General features: G+C 64.9%; 11 protein-coding genes. 8 read left to right on the top strand and 3 right to left on the bottom strand.

Features of this window, described 5'->3' with window-relative positions:
- Positions 1–30 precede the first annotated feature (30 nt).
- The 3 genes from B0E41_RS04685 to B0E41_RS04675 all read left to right on the top strand — a co-directional run bounded on the left by B0E41_RS04685 (position 31) and on the right by B0E41_RS04675 (position 5,446).
- Entirely contained in the window at positions 31–1,128 is a 1,098-nt protein-coding gene (locus B0E41_RS04685) for a class 1 fructose-bisphosphatase (protein WP_077329361.1), read from the top strand.
- 36 nt (positions 1,129–1,164) lie between these two features.
- Entirely contained in the window at positions 1,165–2,049 is an 885-nt protein-coding gene (locus tag B0E41_RS04680; protein ID WP_077329358.1) for a phosphoribulokinase, read from the top strand.
- 160 nt (positions 2,050–2,209) lie between these two features.
- Positions 2,210–5,446 (top strand): error-prone DNA polymerase, encoded by a 3,237-nt coding sequence (locus B0E41_RS04675; protein WP_077329356.1) that lies wholly within the window; start codon positions 2,210–2,212, stop codon positions 5,444–5,446.
- A 555-nt stretch (positions 5,447–6,001) separates the two neighbouring features.
- Here B0E41_RS04675 and B0E41_RS04670 read toward each other — a convergent pair.
- Positions 6,002–7,261 (bottom strand): ATP-binding protein, encoded by a 1,260-nt coding sequence (locus tag B0E41_RS04670; RefSeq protein WP_077329354.1) that lies wholly within the window; start codon positions 7,259–7,261, stop codon positions 6,002–6,004.
- 233 nt (positions 7,262–7,494) lie between these two features.
- Between B0E41_RS04670 and B0E41_RS04665 the strand changes: the two genes are divergently transcribed.
- The gene (locus tag B0E41_RS04665; protein ID WP_077329523.1) at positions 7,495–7,776 is read left to right on the top strand and encodes a DUF2277 domain-containing protein; all 282 of its coding nucleotides are present in this window, start codon (positions 7,495–7,497) and stop codon (positions 7,774–7,776) included.
- Between the two features lie 12 nt (positions 7,777–7,788).
- On the opposite strand, the gene B0E41_RS04660 is transcribed toward B0E41_RS04665, so the two are convergent.
- Both B0E41_RS04660 and B0E41_RS04655 read right to left on the bottom strand, forming a co-directional pair.
- Positions 7,789–8,256 (bottom strand): EVE domain-containing protein, encoded by a 468-nt coding sequence (locus tag B0E41_RS04660; RefSeq protein WP_077329352.1) that lies wholly within the window; start codon positions 8,254–8,256, stop codon positions 7,789–7,791.
- 4 nt (positions 8,257–8,260) lie between these two features.
- Positions 8,261–8,782 (bottom strand): cupin domain-containing protein, encoded by a 522-nt coding sequence (locus tag B0E41_RS04655; protein WP_077329519.1) that lies wholly within the window; start codon positions 8,780–8,782, stop codon positions 8,261–8,263.
- A 179-nt stretch (positions 8,783–8,961) separates the two neighbouring features.
- On the opposite strand from B0E41_RS04655, the gene B0E41_RS04650 reads away from it, so the two are divergent.
- The 4 genes from B0E41_RS04650 to B0E41_RS04635 all read left to right on the top strand — a co-directional run.
- Positions 8,962–10,161 carry a multidrug effflux MFS transporter gene (locus tag B0E41_RS04650; RefSeq protein WP_171984664.1) on the top strand — a complete coding sequence of 400 codons (1,200 nt, stop codon included), beginning with the start codon at positions 8,962–8,964 and terminating at the stop codon, positions 10,159–10,161.
- Between the two features lie 93 nt (positions 10,162–10,254).
- Complete coding sequence (locus B0E41_RS04645; RefSeq protein ID WP_363350261.1) at positions 10,255–10,779, top strand: DUF2889 domain-containing protein; 525 nt, start codon at positions 10,255–10,257, stop codon at positions 10,777–10,779.
- A 98-nt stretch (positions 10,780–10,877) separates the two neighbouring features.
- Complete coding sequence (locus B0E41_RS04640; protein ID WP_077329347.1) at positions 10,878–11,657, top strand: NUDIX domain-containing protein; 780 nt, start codon at positions 10,878–10,880, stop codon at positions 11,655–11,657.
- 251 nt (positions 11,658–11,908) lie between these two features.
- The coding region (locus tag B0E41_RS04635) for a hypothetical protein (protein ID WP_143433658.1) at positions 11,909–12,634 on the top strand (726 nt) is incomplete at its 3' end.

Here is a 12,634-nt window from a genome sequence, read left to right as displayed (position 1 = left end):
CGAATTCCAGCAACTCCCCGAAAGCTTCCCATGACCACGCGCCGCCGCTTCACCCTGACGCAGTACCTGATCGAACAACGCCGCCGCTTCCCCGGCGCCAGCGGTGACTTCAACGCGCTGCTGCTCGACGTGGCCCTGGCCTGCAAGGCCATCGCGCGCACGGTGGCGTTCGGGGACCTGGGCAGCATGCTCGGGCAGCCCGCGCCCGAGGTCACCACCAGCGTCAACGTGCATGGTGAAGAGCAGAAAAAGCTCGACGTGATCAGTAACGAGTACTTCACGCAGATGACCGAATGGGGCGGCCACCTCGCGGGCATGGCCTCCGAAGAGATGGACCACCCGTACCAGATCCCGCCCACCCTGCAGCGCGGCAAATACATGCTGGTGTTCGACCCGCTCGACGGCTCCAGCAACATCGACGTGAACGTGACCGTGGGCAGCATCTTCAGCGTGCTGCGCGCGCCTCAGGACGTGATCGACAGCGGGCGCGACGTGGTCGAGGCCGACTTCCTGCAGCCCGGCGCCCAGCAGCTGGCCGCCGGCTACGCGCTTTATGGCCCCACCACCATGCTGGTGCTCACTGTGGGCAACGGCGTGGCCGGTTTCACGCTCGACCCGAACCTGGGCCAGTTCATGCTCACGCACCCGAACCTGCAGGTCCCCGAAGACACGAACGAGTTCGCGATCAACGCGTCCAACAGCCGCTTCTGGGAGGCGCCCGTCAAGCGCTATGTGGACGAGTGCCTGGCCGGCAAGACCGGCGCGCGCGGCAAGGACTTCAACATGCGCTGGATCGCCAGCATGGTGGCCGAAGCCCACCGCATCCTCATGCGCGGCGGTGTCTTCATGTACCCGAAGGACAGCAAGGACGTGAGCAAACACGGCCGCTTGCGCCTGCTCTACGAAGCCAACCCGGTGGGCATGATCATCGAACAGGCCGGCGGTCGCGCCAGCACCGGCCGCGAGCCCGTACTGAGCGTGAAGCCCACCGCTCTGCACCAGCGCATCGGTTTTGTGTTCGGGTCGAAGAACGAGGTCGAGCGCATCGAGCGCTATCACCGCGAACCCGGCGCCTACAAGGACGACAGCAATCCGCTGTTCGCGGAACGCTCCCTCTTTCGCGCCTGATCGCACACCAAATTTTTCATCTCCGGAGACAAAGTCATGTCTGAACGCCACCCCATCATTGCGATCACCGGTTCCAGCGGAGCCGGTACCTCGACCGTCACGCGAACCTTCCAGAACATCTTCCGCCGCGAGAGCGTGACGGCCGGGATCATCGAGGGCGACAGCTTCCACCGTTACGACCGCAAGGAAATGAAGCTCAAGGCGGCCGAGGCCGAGAAGGCGGGCAACCACAACTTCAGCCACTTCGGCGCCGAATCCAACCTGTTTGGCGAGATCGAAAACCTGTTTCGCACCTACAGCGAAACCGGCCGGGGCCAATGCCGCAAGTACCTGCACAACGCCGAAGAGGCCGCGCCCTACCAGCAGGACCCAGGCACCTTCACGCCCTGGGAAGACCTGCCCAAAGACACCGACATGCTGTTCTACGAAGGCCTGCACGGAGCGGTGGTCACGCCCGAACACAACGTGGCGCAGTACCCGGACCTGCTGGTCGGCGTGGTGCCGGTGATCAACCTGGAGTGGATCCAGAAGCTCTACCGCGACAAGAACATGCGCGGCTACAGCGCCGACGCGGTGACCGACACCATCCTGCGGCGCATGCCCGACTACGTGCACTACATCACCCCGCAGTTCCAGCACACGCACGTAAATTTCCAGCGCGTGCCCATCGTGGACACCAGCAACCCCTTCGTGGCGCGCGACGTGCCCACGGCCGACGAGAGCATGGTGGTGATCCGTTTTGCCCAGCCCAAGGGCATCGATTTCCAGTACCTGCTGAGCATGATCAACGGCTCCATGATGAGCCGCGCCAACACCATCGTGGTGCCGGGCGGGAAGATGGAACTGGCGATGCAGCTGATCTTCACGCCGTTCATCTGGCGGATGGTCGAGCGGAAGAAGAGAGCCATGGGACTGGCCTGACTTTTGGATGGGGTTGTCTCGCGCGGGCCCCCATCCCCGCCTTCCCCCAGAGGGGGAAGGGGTCAGGCACGTGCTCCGGGAAAGGGTGGGATTCAATGTCTTGCTCCTTCCCCCTCTGGGGGAAGGCAGGGATGGGGGCCCGCCTGCCAGGAATCTGCCCATGAAGCCACAACCCCTGGGTATTCCCCCCTACGCCGAGCTGAAGTGCCTCTCCAACTTCAGCTTCCTGCGCGGCGCGAGCAAGCCCGAAGAACTGGTGGAGCGAGCCCAGGCGCTGGGCTACAGCGCGCTCGCCCTCACCGACGAGTGCTCGCTGGCCGGCATCGTGCGAGCCCATGTGGCCGCCAAAAAACAGGGTCTGAAGCTGCTGGTGGGCAGCCAGTTCCAGGTTCAGTGCGCCGCGCCGTTCACCCTCGTCGTGCTCGCCACCAACCTCAACGGTTACGGCAACCTCTGCGAGTTCATCACCCGGCTGCGCCGCACGGCGCCCAAGGGCACCTACCGCCTGACGCTCAAGCACATCAGCGCCGACGCACTGGCCGATTGCCTGGTGATCGCCGTGCCACAGCGCGGCAGCAGCCAGGCGCAGATGGACGCGGTAGCGCGCTGGCTGCTCCAACATTTCCTGGGTCGCTGCTGGCTGGGCGTGGAGCAACTGCAGCTGATGGACGATGAGGTGCGCCTGCACCGGCTGCGCCAGAGCAGCGAACTCACCGCCGTGCCGCTGGTGGCCGTGGGCGACGTGCACATGCATGTGCGCTCACGCAAGGCCCTGCAGGACGTGCTCACCGCCACGCGCATCGGCAAACCCTTGGTCGAATGCGGCCACGCGCTCGCGCCCAACGCCGAGCAGCGCCTGCGCTCGCGCCTGGCGTTGGCGCAGAGTTACCCCGAAGCGCTGCTGGCCGAGACGCTGAAGGTCGCCGGGCGCTGCGCCTTCTCGCTCGACGAACTGCGCTACCAGTACCCCAGTGAGGTGGTGCCACCCGGCGAAACGCCGGCCAGCCACCTGCGCCGCCTGAGCTTTGAGGGCATGGACCGGCGTTGGCCCGCAGGTGCTTCAGACAAGGTGCAAAAGCAGGTGGAGCACGAGCTCGCGCTGATCACCGAGCTGGGTTACGAGCACTACTTCCTCACCGTGCACGACATCGTCGCCTTCGCGCGCTCGCAGCACATCCTCTGCCAGGGCCGTGGCTCTGCGGCCAACAGCGCGGTCTGCTACTGCCTGGGCATCACCGAGGTGGACCCGGCGCGCGCTTCGGTGTTGTTCGAGCGCTTCATCTCGCGCGAGCGCAACGAGCCGCCCGACATCGACGTGGACTTCGAACACGAGCGGCGCGAAGAAGTCATCCAGTACCTGTACCGAAAATACGGGCGCGAGCGCGCCGCGCTCACCGCCACCGTCATCAGCTACCGCCCGCGCAGCGCCCTGCGCGATGTGGGCAAAGCCCTGGGCTTTGATGAAGCGGCGCTCAACGCACTGGGTAGCGGCCACCGCTGGTGGGGCGAAGACGGCTTCGCTCCCGAGCGCATCCTTGAGGCCGGGCTCGACCCGAACAGCCTGAAGGTGCGCCAGCTCGTCGAACTCACCACCCAGCTCATGGGTTTTCCGCGCCACCTCTCGCAGCACACCGGCGGCTTCGTGCTCACGCGCAGCCCGCTCTCGCGCCTGGTGCCGATCGAAAACGCCACCATGGCCGACCGCACCGTGATCGAGTGGGACAAAGACGACCTCGACGCCATGGGCCTGCTCAAAGTGGACGTGCTCGCGCTGGGCATGCTCACCGCCATCCGCAAGTCGCTGAACTTCATCAGCCAGCGCAAAGGCTTTGAATTCCGCCTGCAGGACATCCCCGACAAAGACGAAGCCACCTACGACATGATCTGCGCCGCCGACACCGTGGGCGTGTTCCAGATCGAGAGTCGCGCGCAGATGAGCATGCTGCCGCGCCTGCGGCCGCGCGAGTTCTACGACCTGGTGATCGAAGTGGCGCTGGTGCGGCCCGGGCCCATCCAGGGCGGCGCGGTCCACCCCTACCTGAACCGCCGCCAGGGCAAGGAGCCGGTGGACTATCCCAAGGGGCTCGAAGCCGCGCTCAAGCGCACGCTGGGCGTGCCCGTGTTCCAGGAACAGTGCATGCAGATAGCCATCATCGCGGCCGATTTCACGCCCGGAGAGGCCGACGCCCTGCGCCGCGCCATGGGCGCGTGGCGGCGCACCGGCGGCCTCGGCCAGTACGAGCACCGCCTGATCGACGGCATGACGCGCAACGGCTACCCGCTCGACTTCGCGCAGCGCGTGGTCGAGCAGGTGAAAGGCTTTTCCAGTTACGGCTTCCCCGAAAGCCATGCCGCCAGTTTCGCGCTGCTGGTCTACGACAGCAGCTGGATCAAGCGCCACCACCCGGCCGAGTTTCTCGCTGGGCTGCTCAACAGCCAGCCGCTGGGTTTCTACACGCCCAGCCAACTGGTGCAGGACGCGAAACGCCACGGCGTCGAGGTGCGGCCGGTGGACGTGATGGTGAGCGACTGGGACTGCACGCTGGAAGAACAGGGCTTCAGCCCCCTCTCCCCCTGGGAGAGGGTTGGGGTGAGGGCCAGCCCAGCAGCAACCCCAGCCAACGCCCAGGCCGTTCACTCCCTCTCCCGCCAGCGGGAGAGGGCTGGGGTGAGGGCCGCCCCCGACACCCTGCCTGTCGTGCGCCTGGGCCTGCGGCTGGTCAGCGGTCTCTCGCGCGACGAAGCGCAGCGCCTCGTGTCTGCGCGCAAAGAAGCGGCATTCACGGATTCAGAAGACCTCGCTCGCCGCGCCGGGTTGGACCAGCAAGCCATGCAACAGCTCGCCGCCGCCGACGCGCTGCAGTCCCTCAGTGGACACAGAAGACAACAGGTCTGGGACGCCGCCGCCCTCAAAGCACCGCCCGAGTTGCTTAAGGAAGCGCCGGTCGAAGAAGCGGCGCTGGCCCTGCCCGAAGCCCCCGAAGGCGAGGCCATCGTGTGGGACTACGCCTCACTCGGCCTCACCCTGCGCCGCCACCCGCTCGCCCTGCTGCGCGAGCGTCTGCAAGCGCGCCGCTTCATGACCGCCGAGACCCTGAAAGACGCCCCCAACGGCAGGCTCGTGCGCGCCTGCGGCATCGTTACCGGCCGCCAGCAACCCGGCACCTCCAAAGGCGTGGTGTTCGTGACACTGGAAGACGAAACCGGCGTGGTGCAAGTCATCGTCTGGAAGGCCCTGCGCGAGCGCCAGCGCAACGAACTCACCCGCTCACGGTTGATGGCGGTTCACGGCGTGTGGCAGCGCGAAGGCGAGGTGTGCAACCTGATCGCAGGAAGGCTGGAAGACCTCACGCCGCTGCTGGGCCGGCTGGCGACGGAGAGCCGGGATTTTCATTGAGCGCGCGCGCAGGGGTTGATCTCCCTCTTGTGTTCCCGAGCACCACAAGCGGAACTCAAAGGTGTGAGGATCATCGGCAGGCGTGATGCCAAGATCGCTTCGAATGGCCAGCAACAGTTGGTTGAGGCAACGGTCATGTTCATCTGTGGACCGATTGGGGTGGCTGATCGCAGTCGCGTTCTGAAAGCGCCTTTGGGCTTGCAGAACCTGCAATGAGGCAACAAGTCCCATCGTATTGGAGGCCCGCGCCCAGCGGCGCTGGTTTTCGGCAGTCGAGTCGGTTCCTACAACCCCGCTGAGTGCATCTAGAAACTCTTTGTGGTGCTCCAATTTCTGTTTTCGAAGCTCAGCTTCGCGCTCCCAGGGAAAAGGTGAGCGCAGCAGCAAAAACGCTGGCTGCTGCAGAAATCGTTGCAACGAATATTGCTGTGTCCATGGATTGGATGCTCCGTGCGAAGTGATGGGCAGTTCTGTGGGGATTACGCTGCTCGAATCTCGCTCAACAACTCGGAATGCCGATCCAGCACCCGAAAACTCCTATAGGGTGTTTCAAAGTCACAGCGCAGCCAGCGGCACAGCCCAGAGGCCATTGCCGAACGACAGGGCTTGACTGCCGTCGTACAGCACCAGACCGGTGATGAAAGCCTCGCCCGCGAGGGACTGGAATTTTTTCAGGCCTTTGAAGTCGCTGGCGTTCACCGTGGCCGAGGCTTTGACTTCGATGCCGATCAGCTGGCGCAGCGGGGATTCGAGCACAAAGTCCACCTCGACCTGGTCTTTGTCGCGGAAGTGGGAGAGGTACCAATCGTCTGCGCTGAGGCTGAGGGCTTTGCGCAGTTCGGCGTGTACCCAGGTTTCGAGGGTGGCGCCCCAGCGTTCACGTTGGGTGAACACCAGCTCAGGGGTCAACCGGGTGAGGGTGGCTTGTAGACCCGCGTCGAGAAAGTGGAGCTTGGGCGTCTTGATGAGGCGGCTGAGTTCGTTGCGGCTCCAGGCGGGCAGGCGCTGCACGAGAAACAGCTTCTCCAGGATACCGAGGTATTTGTCCACCGTCTTGCCGTTCAGGCCGAGTTGGCCGCCGGTTTGCGCGGCGTTGAGCAACTGTCCGCAGTGCGCAGCGGCCACGGCCAACAGTTGGGGCAGTTGATGCAATTGGTCGATCTGCGCCACGTCGCGCACGTCACGCTCAACCAGGGTCTGGATGTAGGCCTTGGCCCAGGCTTGCCGACGGGCCCCGGTGGGGCGTTGGCGCATTTCAGGGTAGCCACCTGCGAGCACGTGGGCCACGGTGTCGCCTTGCGGGGTGGCCCAGGTGGGATGGGTGAGTGGCCAGTCTTGTGTCTGCGCACGCTGCAGAAAGTCGTTGGGGCGGCCTTGCAGTTCGGACTGAGACAGGGGCAGCAGGGTATGCAGGGCCATGCGGCCTGCGAGGCTGTCGGCGATTTGCGGCAACGCCATGAGGTTGGCCGAGCCCGTGAGCAGGAAGCGGCCCGGACGGCGGTCCTGATCGATGACGAGCTTGAGCGCCAGCAACAGTTGAGGTGCGCGCTGCACTTCATCAATGATGGCCCGGTCGAGCTGGCGGGCAAAACCCAGGGGGTCTTGCTGCACGGCGGCGAGCAGGTTGGGATCGTCGAGGGTGAAGTAGGCCAGGTCACCTGCAAACTGTTGGACCAACGTGGTCTTGCCGCATTGGCGCGGGCCGTTGACCAGCACGGCCGGGGTGTCTTGAAGCGACTCGCCCAGCAAGGGGGCCAGATGACGTGTGACCAGGTTGCTCGCCGTTGCTGGCTGGTGGGCGTGTGGGGTGTTCATGGCGCCGTTTAATGTGTATTTTAGTTTCGTCCAGTATGGATTATCTTATCGTCCAATATGTATTATTTAATCGTCCAGTATGGATGATATGCAGGTCTCTTAGAGGATATCTGCATGCATTCCTCGTCTGGACTGGCCTCTGCGGCGTCACCCCGTTGTCAGCGCCGGTGAAATGCCATCGACCGGTCGCAACGCGCTGGCTACCATCGTCCATCCCCATGCTGGAGCCCAACATGTGCCGCAACATCAAGACCCTGTTCAACTTCGAGCCACCCGCGAGCGAGCTGGAGATCCGCGACGCATCGCTGCAGTTCGTGCGCAAGCTCAGCGGGTTCAATGTGCCTTCGAAAGCGAACGAAGAAGCGTTTGATCGCGCGGTGGCCGAGGTGGCGGAGTCGGCTCGGCGGTTGATCCAGTCGCTGGTGACCAACGCGGAGCCGAAGAACCGGGAGGTGGAGGCGATGAAGGCGCGCGAGCGCTCGGTGCAACGCTTTGCGGGCGGGCCGCGCGGCTGAGTGCGCCGCGCGTCAGCCGCCCAGCAATTGCTCGGTGATGAACCGCCAATGCGCCTCGCTCACCGGCGTGATCGACAGCCGGCTGCCGCGTTGCAGCACCACCATTTCGGCCAGCTCGGGTGTGGCACGCAGCTCGGGCAGGCCGATCAGGCGCGTCTTTTTCAGCGCCTGCACGTCGAGCAACAGCCAGCGCGGTGGGTCGGGCGGCGACTTCGGGTCGAAGTAGGGCGAGGCCGGGTCGAACTGCGTCGGGTCGGGACGCGTGCCCGAGGCGACCCGCGCCAGGCCCACGATGCCGGGCTCGGCGCAGCTGGAGTGGTAGAAGAGCACGCCATCGCCGATCTGCATGCCGTCGCGCATGAAGTTGCGGGCCTGGTAGTTGCGCACGCCGGTCCAGGGCACGGTGGCGCCGGGCGCGGCCAGCGCGTCGTCGATCGAGCACTCTTCGGGCTCGGATTTCATCAGCCAGTAGTGCACCATGGCCTCAGACACCACCGTTGGGGTGTGTCGGGTCGACCCACAGCACCTGCTCGGGTTTTTCCACCGGTTCGATGTCCAGGTTCACCGCCACCGCCTGGCCGTCGCTGCGGCACAGAACGCACTCCAGCACCTCGGTGGCGCTGGCGTTGATCTCCTGGTGCGGCACGAACGGCGGCACGTAGATGAAGTCGCCCGGGCCGGCCTCGGCGGTGAACTCCAGGTGTTCGCCCCAGCGCATGCGCGCGCGGCCCTTCACCACGTAGATCACGCTCTCCAACGGGCCGTGGTGGTGGGCGCCGGTCTTGGCGTTGGCGTGGATGGTGACTGTGCCGGCCCAGAGCTTTTGCGCGCCCACGCGCGCAAAGTTGATCGCGGCCTTGCGGTCCATGCCGGGCGTGCTCGGCACGTTGCCGTCGAGCTGGTTACCGGGCACCACGCGAACGCCGTCGTGCTTCCATGGCGTGGCGTCGCTGGGGTCGTGAGGGTGATCGTGATCGCCGTGGGGGTGCGGGTGGTCGTGCGGCATGGCGTCTCCTTCGATGGAACGGTCAGTGTGCCAGCTTGCCATGGCGCCTGTCTCAGGGGGCGTGTTTCCCGGGTGGTTCTGGGCGCCGGCCCCGCCGTCACGGGGGGCGGGCGTTTCCGGGTAGCCTACGAACCACCCCCAGCCAGATTCCCGCCTGGCCCGAACCCGTTTCTTCATCCATGACGTCTTCTCCCCCCAAGGCCGCGCCCCACGGCCTGCTGATCGCCAACCTGCTGGCCCAGCTCGCCTTCGGCCTGCTGGCCATGACCATCTGCCTGCCGTCCATGCAGGAGTGGGGTGCGATCTTCGGCTCCAGCCAGGCGGCGGTGCAGCTGACCTTCAGCGGCTTCGTGGTGACGTATGGGTCGTTGCAACTGCTCTACGGCCCGCTCTCGGACCGCATCGGGCGCAAGAAGATCCTGATGTTCGGCCTGGCGGTGTCGTTCGTGGGATCGGTGCTGGCCGCGCTCGCGCCCAGCCTGCCCCTGCTGGTGGCCGCGCGCGTGCTGCAGGGCGCGGGCGCGGCGGCGGGCATGGTGGTGGGGCGCGCCATGGTGCAAGACCTGTTCGAGGGCCCGGAGCGCACCAGGGTGATGGCCTATGTGGGCATGGCCATGGGCCTGTGCCCGCCGCTGGCGACCATCATCGGCGGGCAACTGCATGTGCGCCTGGGCTGGCAGGCCAACTTCGTGCTGATGGCCGGTCTGGCCGCTGTGCTCTTTGTCGCCGCCTGGCGCGGTCTGCCCGACCACCGCAAGGCCACGGCGGAGCAGTCGAATTGGCTGCGCGCCATGCTCTCTTCGTACGCGCGGCTGGCGCGCGAGCCCTCGTTCTTGTTGCATGTGCTGCTGCTGGCGATGACCACGGCCACCTTCTACGCCTTCCTCGGTGGCGCGCCCATTGTGCTCGGCAGCTACGGCGTGAGGCCCGACGGCATCGGTTTTTACATCATGGCCATCCCGGGCTCGTACATCGTGGGCAACTACCTGACCTCGCGCTTCGCCCGTTTCACGGGTGAGCGCCGGATCATGCGTTTTGGTCAGGCGCTCACCCTGGGCGGGATCGCGTTGATGCTGTTGCTCGCACTCGCCGGGCTGGACACCCCGCTGGCATTTGCGCTGCCGCTGGTGTTGCTGGGCATCGGTCATGGCCTGCTGGTCCCGCCCGCGCTGGCCGGCACGGTGGGCTTGTTGCCGGCGCTCGCGGGCTCGGCAGCGGCGGTGGCGGGCCTGTCGCAACAGCTGATGGGCGCGGTGGGCGGCTTTGCCGTCGGGCTGTTCCATCACGAGGGTGCGGTCAACCTCGGCTGGCTGATGCTGGGGCTGGCCTTGTGCGGTGCGGCGGCGCAGTGGATGCTGCACCGGAGCATGAAGCCATGAGGTGCTGGAGCGCCGATCAGGGAAAATCACGCCTTCGTTCCCTTGCCTTCGAGGTCTGCCTTGCCATTGCCCACCCCCCAGCCCCGCACCCCCATGCACACGCGCCGTGTTGAGTACCGCGGCTTCCAGCGCGAGGACGGCCTGTGGGACATCGAGGGTGAGATGCACGACACCAAACCCCATGCGTTCGAGATCGAAGGTGAAGGCGTGTGGGCGCCGAACGAGGCCATACACCACATGCTCATCCGCGTCACGCTGGACGACACCATGGTGATCCGCGACATCGCGGTCGCCATGGACGCCCATCCGCACGACCCTTGTCCGCAGGCCATGGTTCCGATGCAGCGCCTGATCGGCCAGACGGTGGGGCGAGGTTGGCGCCAGACCATTGAGCGTCACCTCGGTGGCATCCAGGGCTGCACGCACCTGCGCGAGCTGCTGTTCAACCTGGCCACTGCTGCCTTCCAGACGCGCTCGGCCTCCTTTGCACCGTCGGCTGATGGTCAACCGCCGATGCACCTGGGCCAGTGCCTGGCCTGGGATTTCAACGGCCCGGTGGTGGAGAAGGTCTACCCGATGTTTTTCCGCTGGCAGCGGCCAGTGAAGACCACCGCCTGACGGCCACTGGACACTGGCGAAGGCGGGAGGGCGAGACATCAGGTCGTGACGGTGACTGCCGGGGCGACGCGTCGGCGCTGCGCAAGCACAATCAGCGCATGGTCATTCCCCTCAATTCTGAAGTTGTCCTGACACCGCCGGTCGATGCGGCCACCGTGATGGTGGTGCGCGACGCAGCGCAAGGACTGGAGGTTTTGCTGGTGCGCCGGCACGGCAATTCCGGCGTGCTGGGCGGCGTGCATGTGTTCCCTGGCGGCAAACTCGATGCAGCCGATTGCGCCGCGCAGCCCGACTGGCTGGACCGCCCACCCGAGAGCTTTCAAGACGCCTTGGCCGAACCAGGGTTGGACCCGGTTGTGGCCGTGGGCCTGCATGTCGCGGCGCTGCGCGAGACCTGCGAAGAATGCGGCCTGCGCCTCGCGCCGACGCAGCTCGTGCCGTGGTCGCGCTGGGTGACGCCGCGCCAGCCCTCGGTCACCCACAAGCGGTTTGACACCCGCTTTTTTGTGGCACCAGCGCCCGTGGGGCAGGAAGCCGTTCACGACGACCATGAAGCCACCGAAGTGGTGTGGACGTCGCCACGCGCCGGGCTGGAGCGCTATTGGGCAGGCGAGATCGATCTTGCGCCGCCGCAGATCATGAGTCTGGTCCAGCTGGTTCGGCTGTCGGACGTGGCACACGTGATGGCGGTCGCACGCAGTCGGACGCCTGTGCTGATCGAGCCCCAGCCGTTTGATCTGGACGGTGAGCGGGTGATCTGTTATCCCGGCGATCCGTCACACCCGGTGCGGGTCGCCGCCTGGCAGGGCCCAACGCGGCTGAGTTACCGCAACCGGCGCTTCGAGGCCGATGGCGGGTTGGCGGCGCTGCTGGGCTGAGCCCGAAACGACAACGCCCACGGTCAGTGGGCGTTGAAGAAGGGGCAACCTTGGCGGAGAAAGAGGCTACCAAATGTCAGTGCCGTTAGGTGTCTCAAGGTGCCAATACTTGCTGGATCACCGATTCATTGCAAAGTAACTTAGTGCCATACGGTGTCAAGCGTGTGCACGGCGTTGTCCCAAGGATGATGGGTAGAGTGATGGGTTCCTATAACGCTACGCAAGAAGGTTCGAATCACGAGGAGGAAATGATGACCGAACTGGGCGACAGGAAAGCAAAGCTGAAGGCGCTACTTGTAACGTTTGCAGAAGGGCACTTCGGTAGGGGCCCCAGCATTCAAGTCGTTAAGCAGCACATTGAGGATCGCAGAGTCTCAGCGCTCGATGAACAACTTGCATTCATGACCAGCGATCAGGAAATCCAGAGCTTTCTAGGAGGCATCAACGCGTTGGCGCCATCGCCAAGGGCAAAGAAGGTCGCAGAAGAACTGGAGAAGAAGGAGCACCAGCTTCGTGTCGTCTTGAAAGCCATGTACGAATTGCCCCCCAAGGAAATGGAGGCTTTTGTGCAAGCGTCGTTTCTTCCCTTGCAGAAAGGCGATCCGGAGCGGGAGGGCATTTTCCATTGTCAAGATGAAGTGGAGTCCTGGGAGCACATGAGGGGACGGCTATTAACCGACCTTGCGTTGCTTGAGAGGATTGCTAGCAGAGTGCTGCTTCGATCTACCTTTCAGAAGCAACCGCGAACTCGAAGCGACGTAAGTAAGCCAAGTCGGAAGACGGGGGAGCGTGCTGTGGTTGATCCAAAGTATGTGCAAGCCTGTTGTCGCGTGCACTTCGCGATCCTTGATGCGTATTTCAGCGATCGTGGACGCCTGTTTCAGGCTGATCGTGGACGGAGAATCGGTGTTGCCGTGGCGGCGCTGGGGAAGCGCGCAGGAACTGGTGTGAATGTATCGCAATCGTCCACGATCAGC

This window comes from Hydrogenophaga sp. A37 (assembly GCF_002001205.1).
Taxonomy (GTDB): Bacteria; Pseudomonadota; Gammaproteobacteria; order Burkholderiales; family Burkholderiaceae_C; genus Hydrogenophaga.
The sequence above is the reverse complement of the archived record's forward strand: the minus strand, read 5'-3'. Positions and strand labels throughout refer to the sequence as shown.

Bases quoted from the DNA above. Each gene is read 5' to 3' on its own strand.
- B0E41_RS04675 (WP_077329356.1), top strand. From the start codon at position 2,210: ATGAAGCCACAACCCCTGGGTATTCCCCCCTACGCCGAGCTGAAGTGC.
- B0E41_RS04665 (WP_077329523.1), top strand. From the start codon at position 7,495: ATGTGCCGCAACATCAAGACCCTGTTCAACTTCGAGCCACCCGCGAGC.
- B0E41_RS04670 (WP_077329354.1), bottom strand. From the start codon at position 7,261: ATGAACACCCCACACGCCCACCAGCCAGCAACGGCGAGCAACCTGGTC.
- B0E41_RS04685 (WP_077329361.1), top strand. From the start codon at position 31: ATGACCACGCGCCGCCGCTTCACCCTGACGCAGTACCTGATCGAACAA.
- B0E41_RS04640 (WP_077329347.1), top strand. From the start codon at position 10,878: ATGGTCATTCCCCTCAATTCTGAAGTTGTCCTGACACCGCCGGTCGAT.
- B0E41_RS04680 (WP_077329358.1), top strand. From the start codon at position 1,165: ATGTCTGAACGCCACCCCATCATTGCGATCACCGGTTCCAGCGGAGCC.
- B0E41_RS04660 (WP_077329352.1), bottom strand. From the start codon at position 8,256: ATGGTGCACTACTGGCTGATGAAATCCGAGCCCGAAGAGTGCTCGATC.
- B0E41_RS04645 (WP_363350261.1), top strand. From the start codon at position 10,255: ATGCACACGCGCCGTGTTGAGTACCGCGGCTTCCAGCGCGAGGACGGC.
- B0E41_RS04655 (WP_077329519.1), bottom strand. From the start codon at position 8,782: ATGCCGCACGACCACCCGCACCCCCACGGCGATCACGATCACCCTCAC.
- B0E41_RS04650 (WP_171984664.1), top strand. From the start codon at position 8,962: ATGACGTCTTCTCCCCCCAAGGCCGCGCCCCACGGCCTGCTGATCGCC.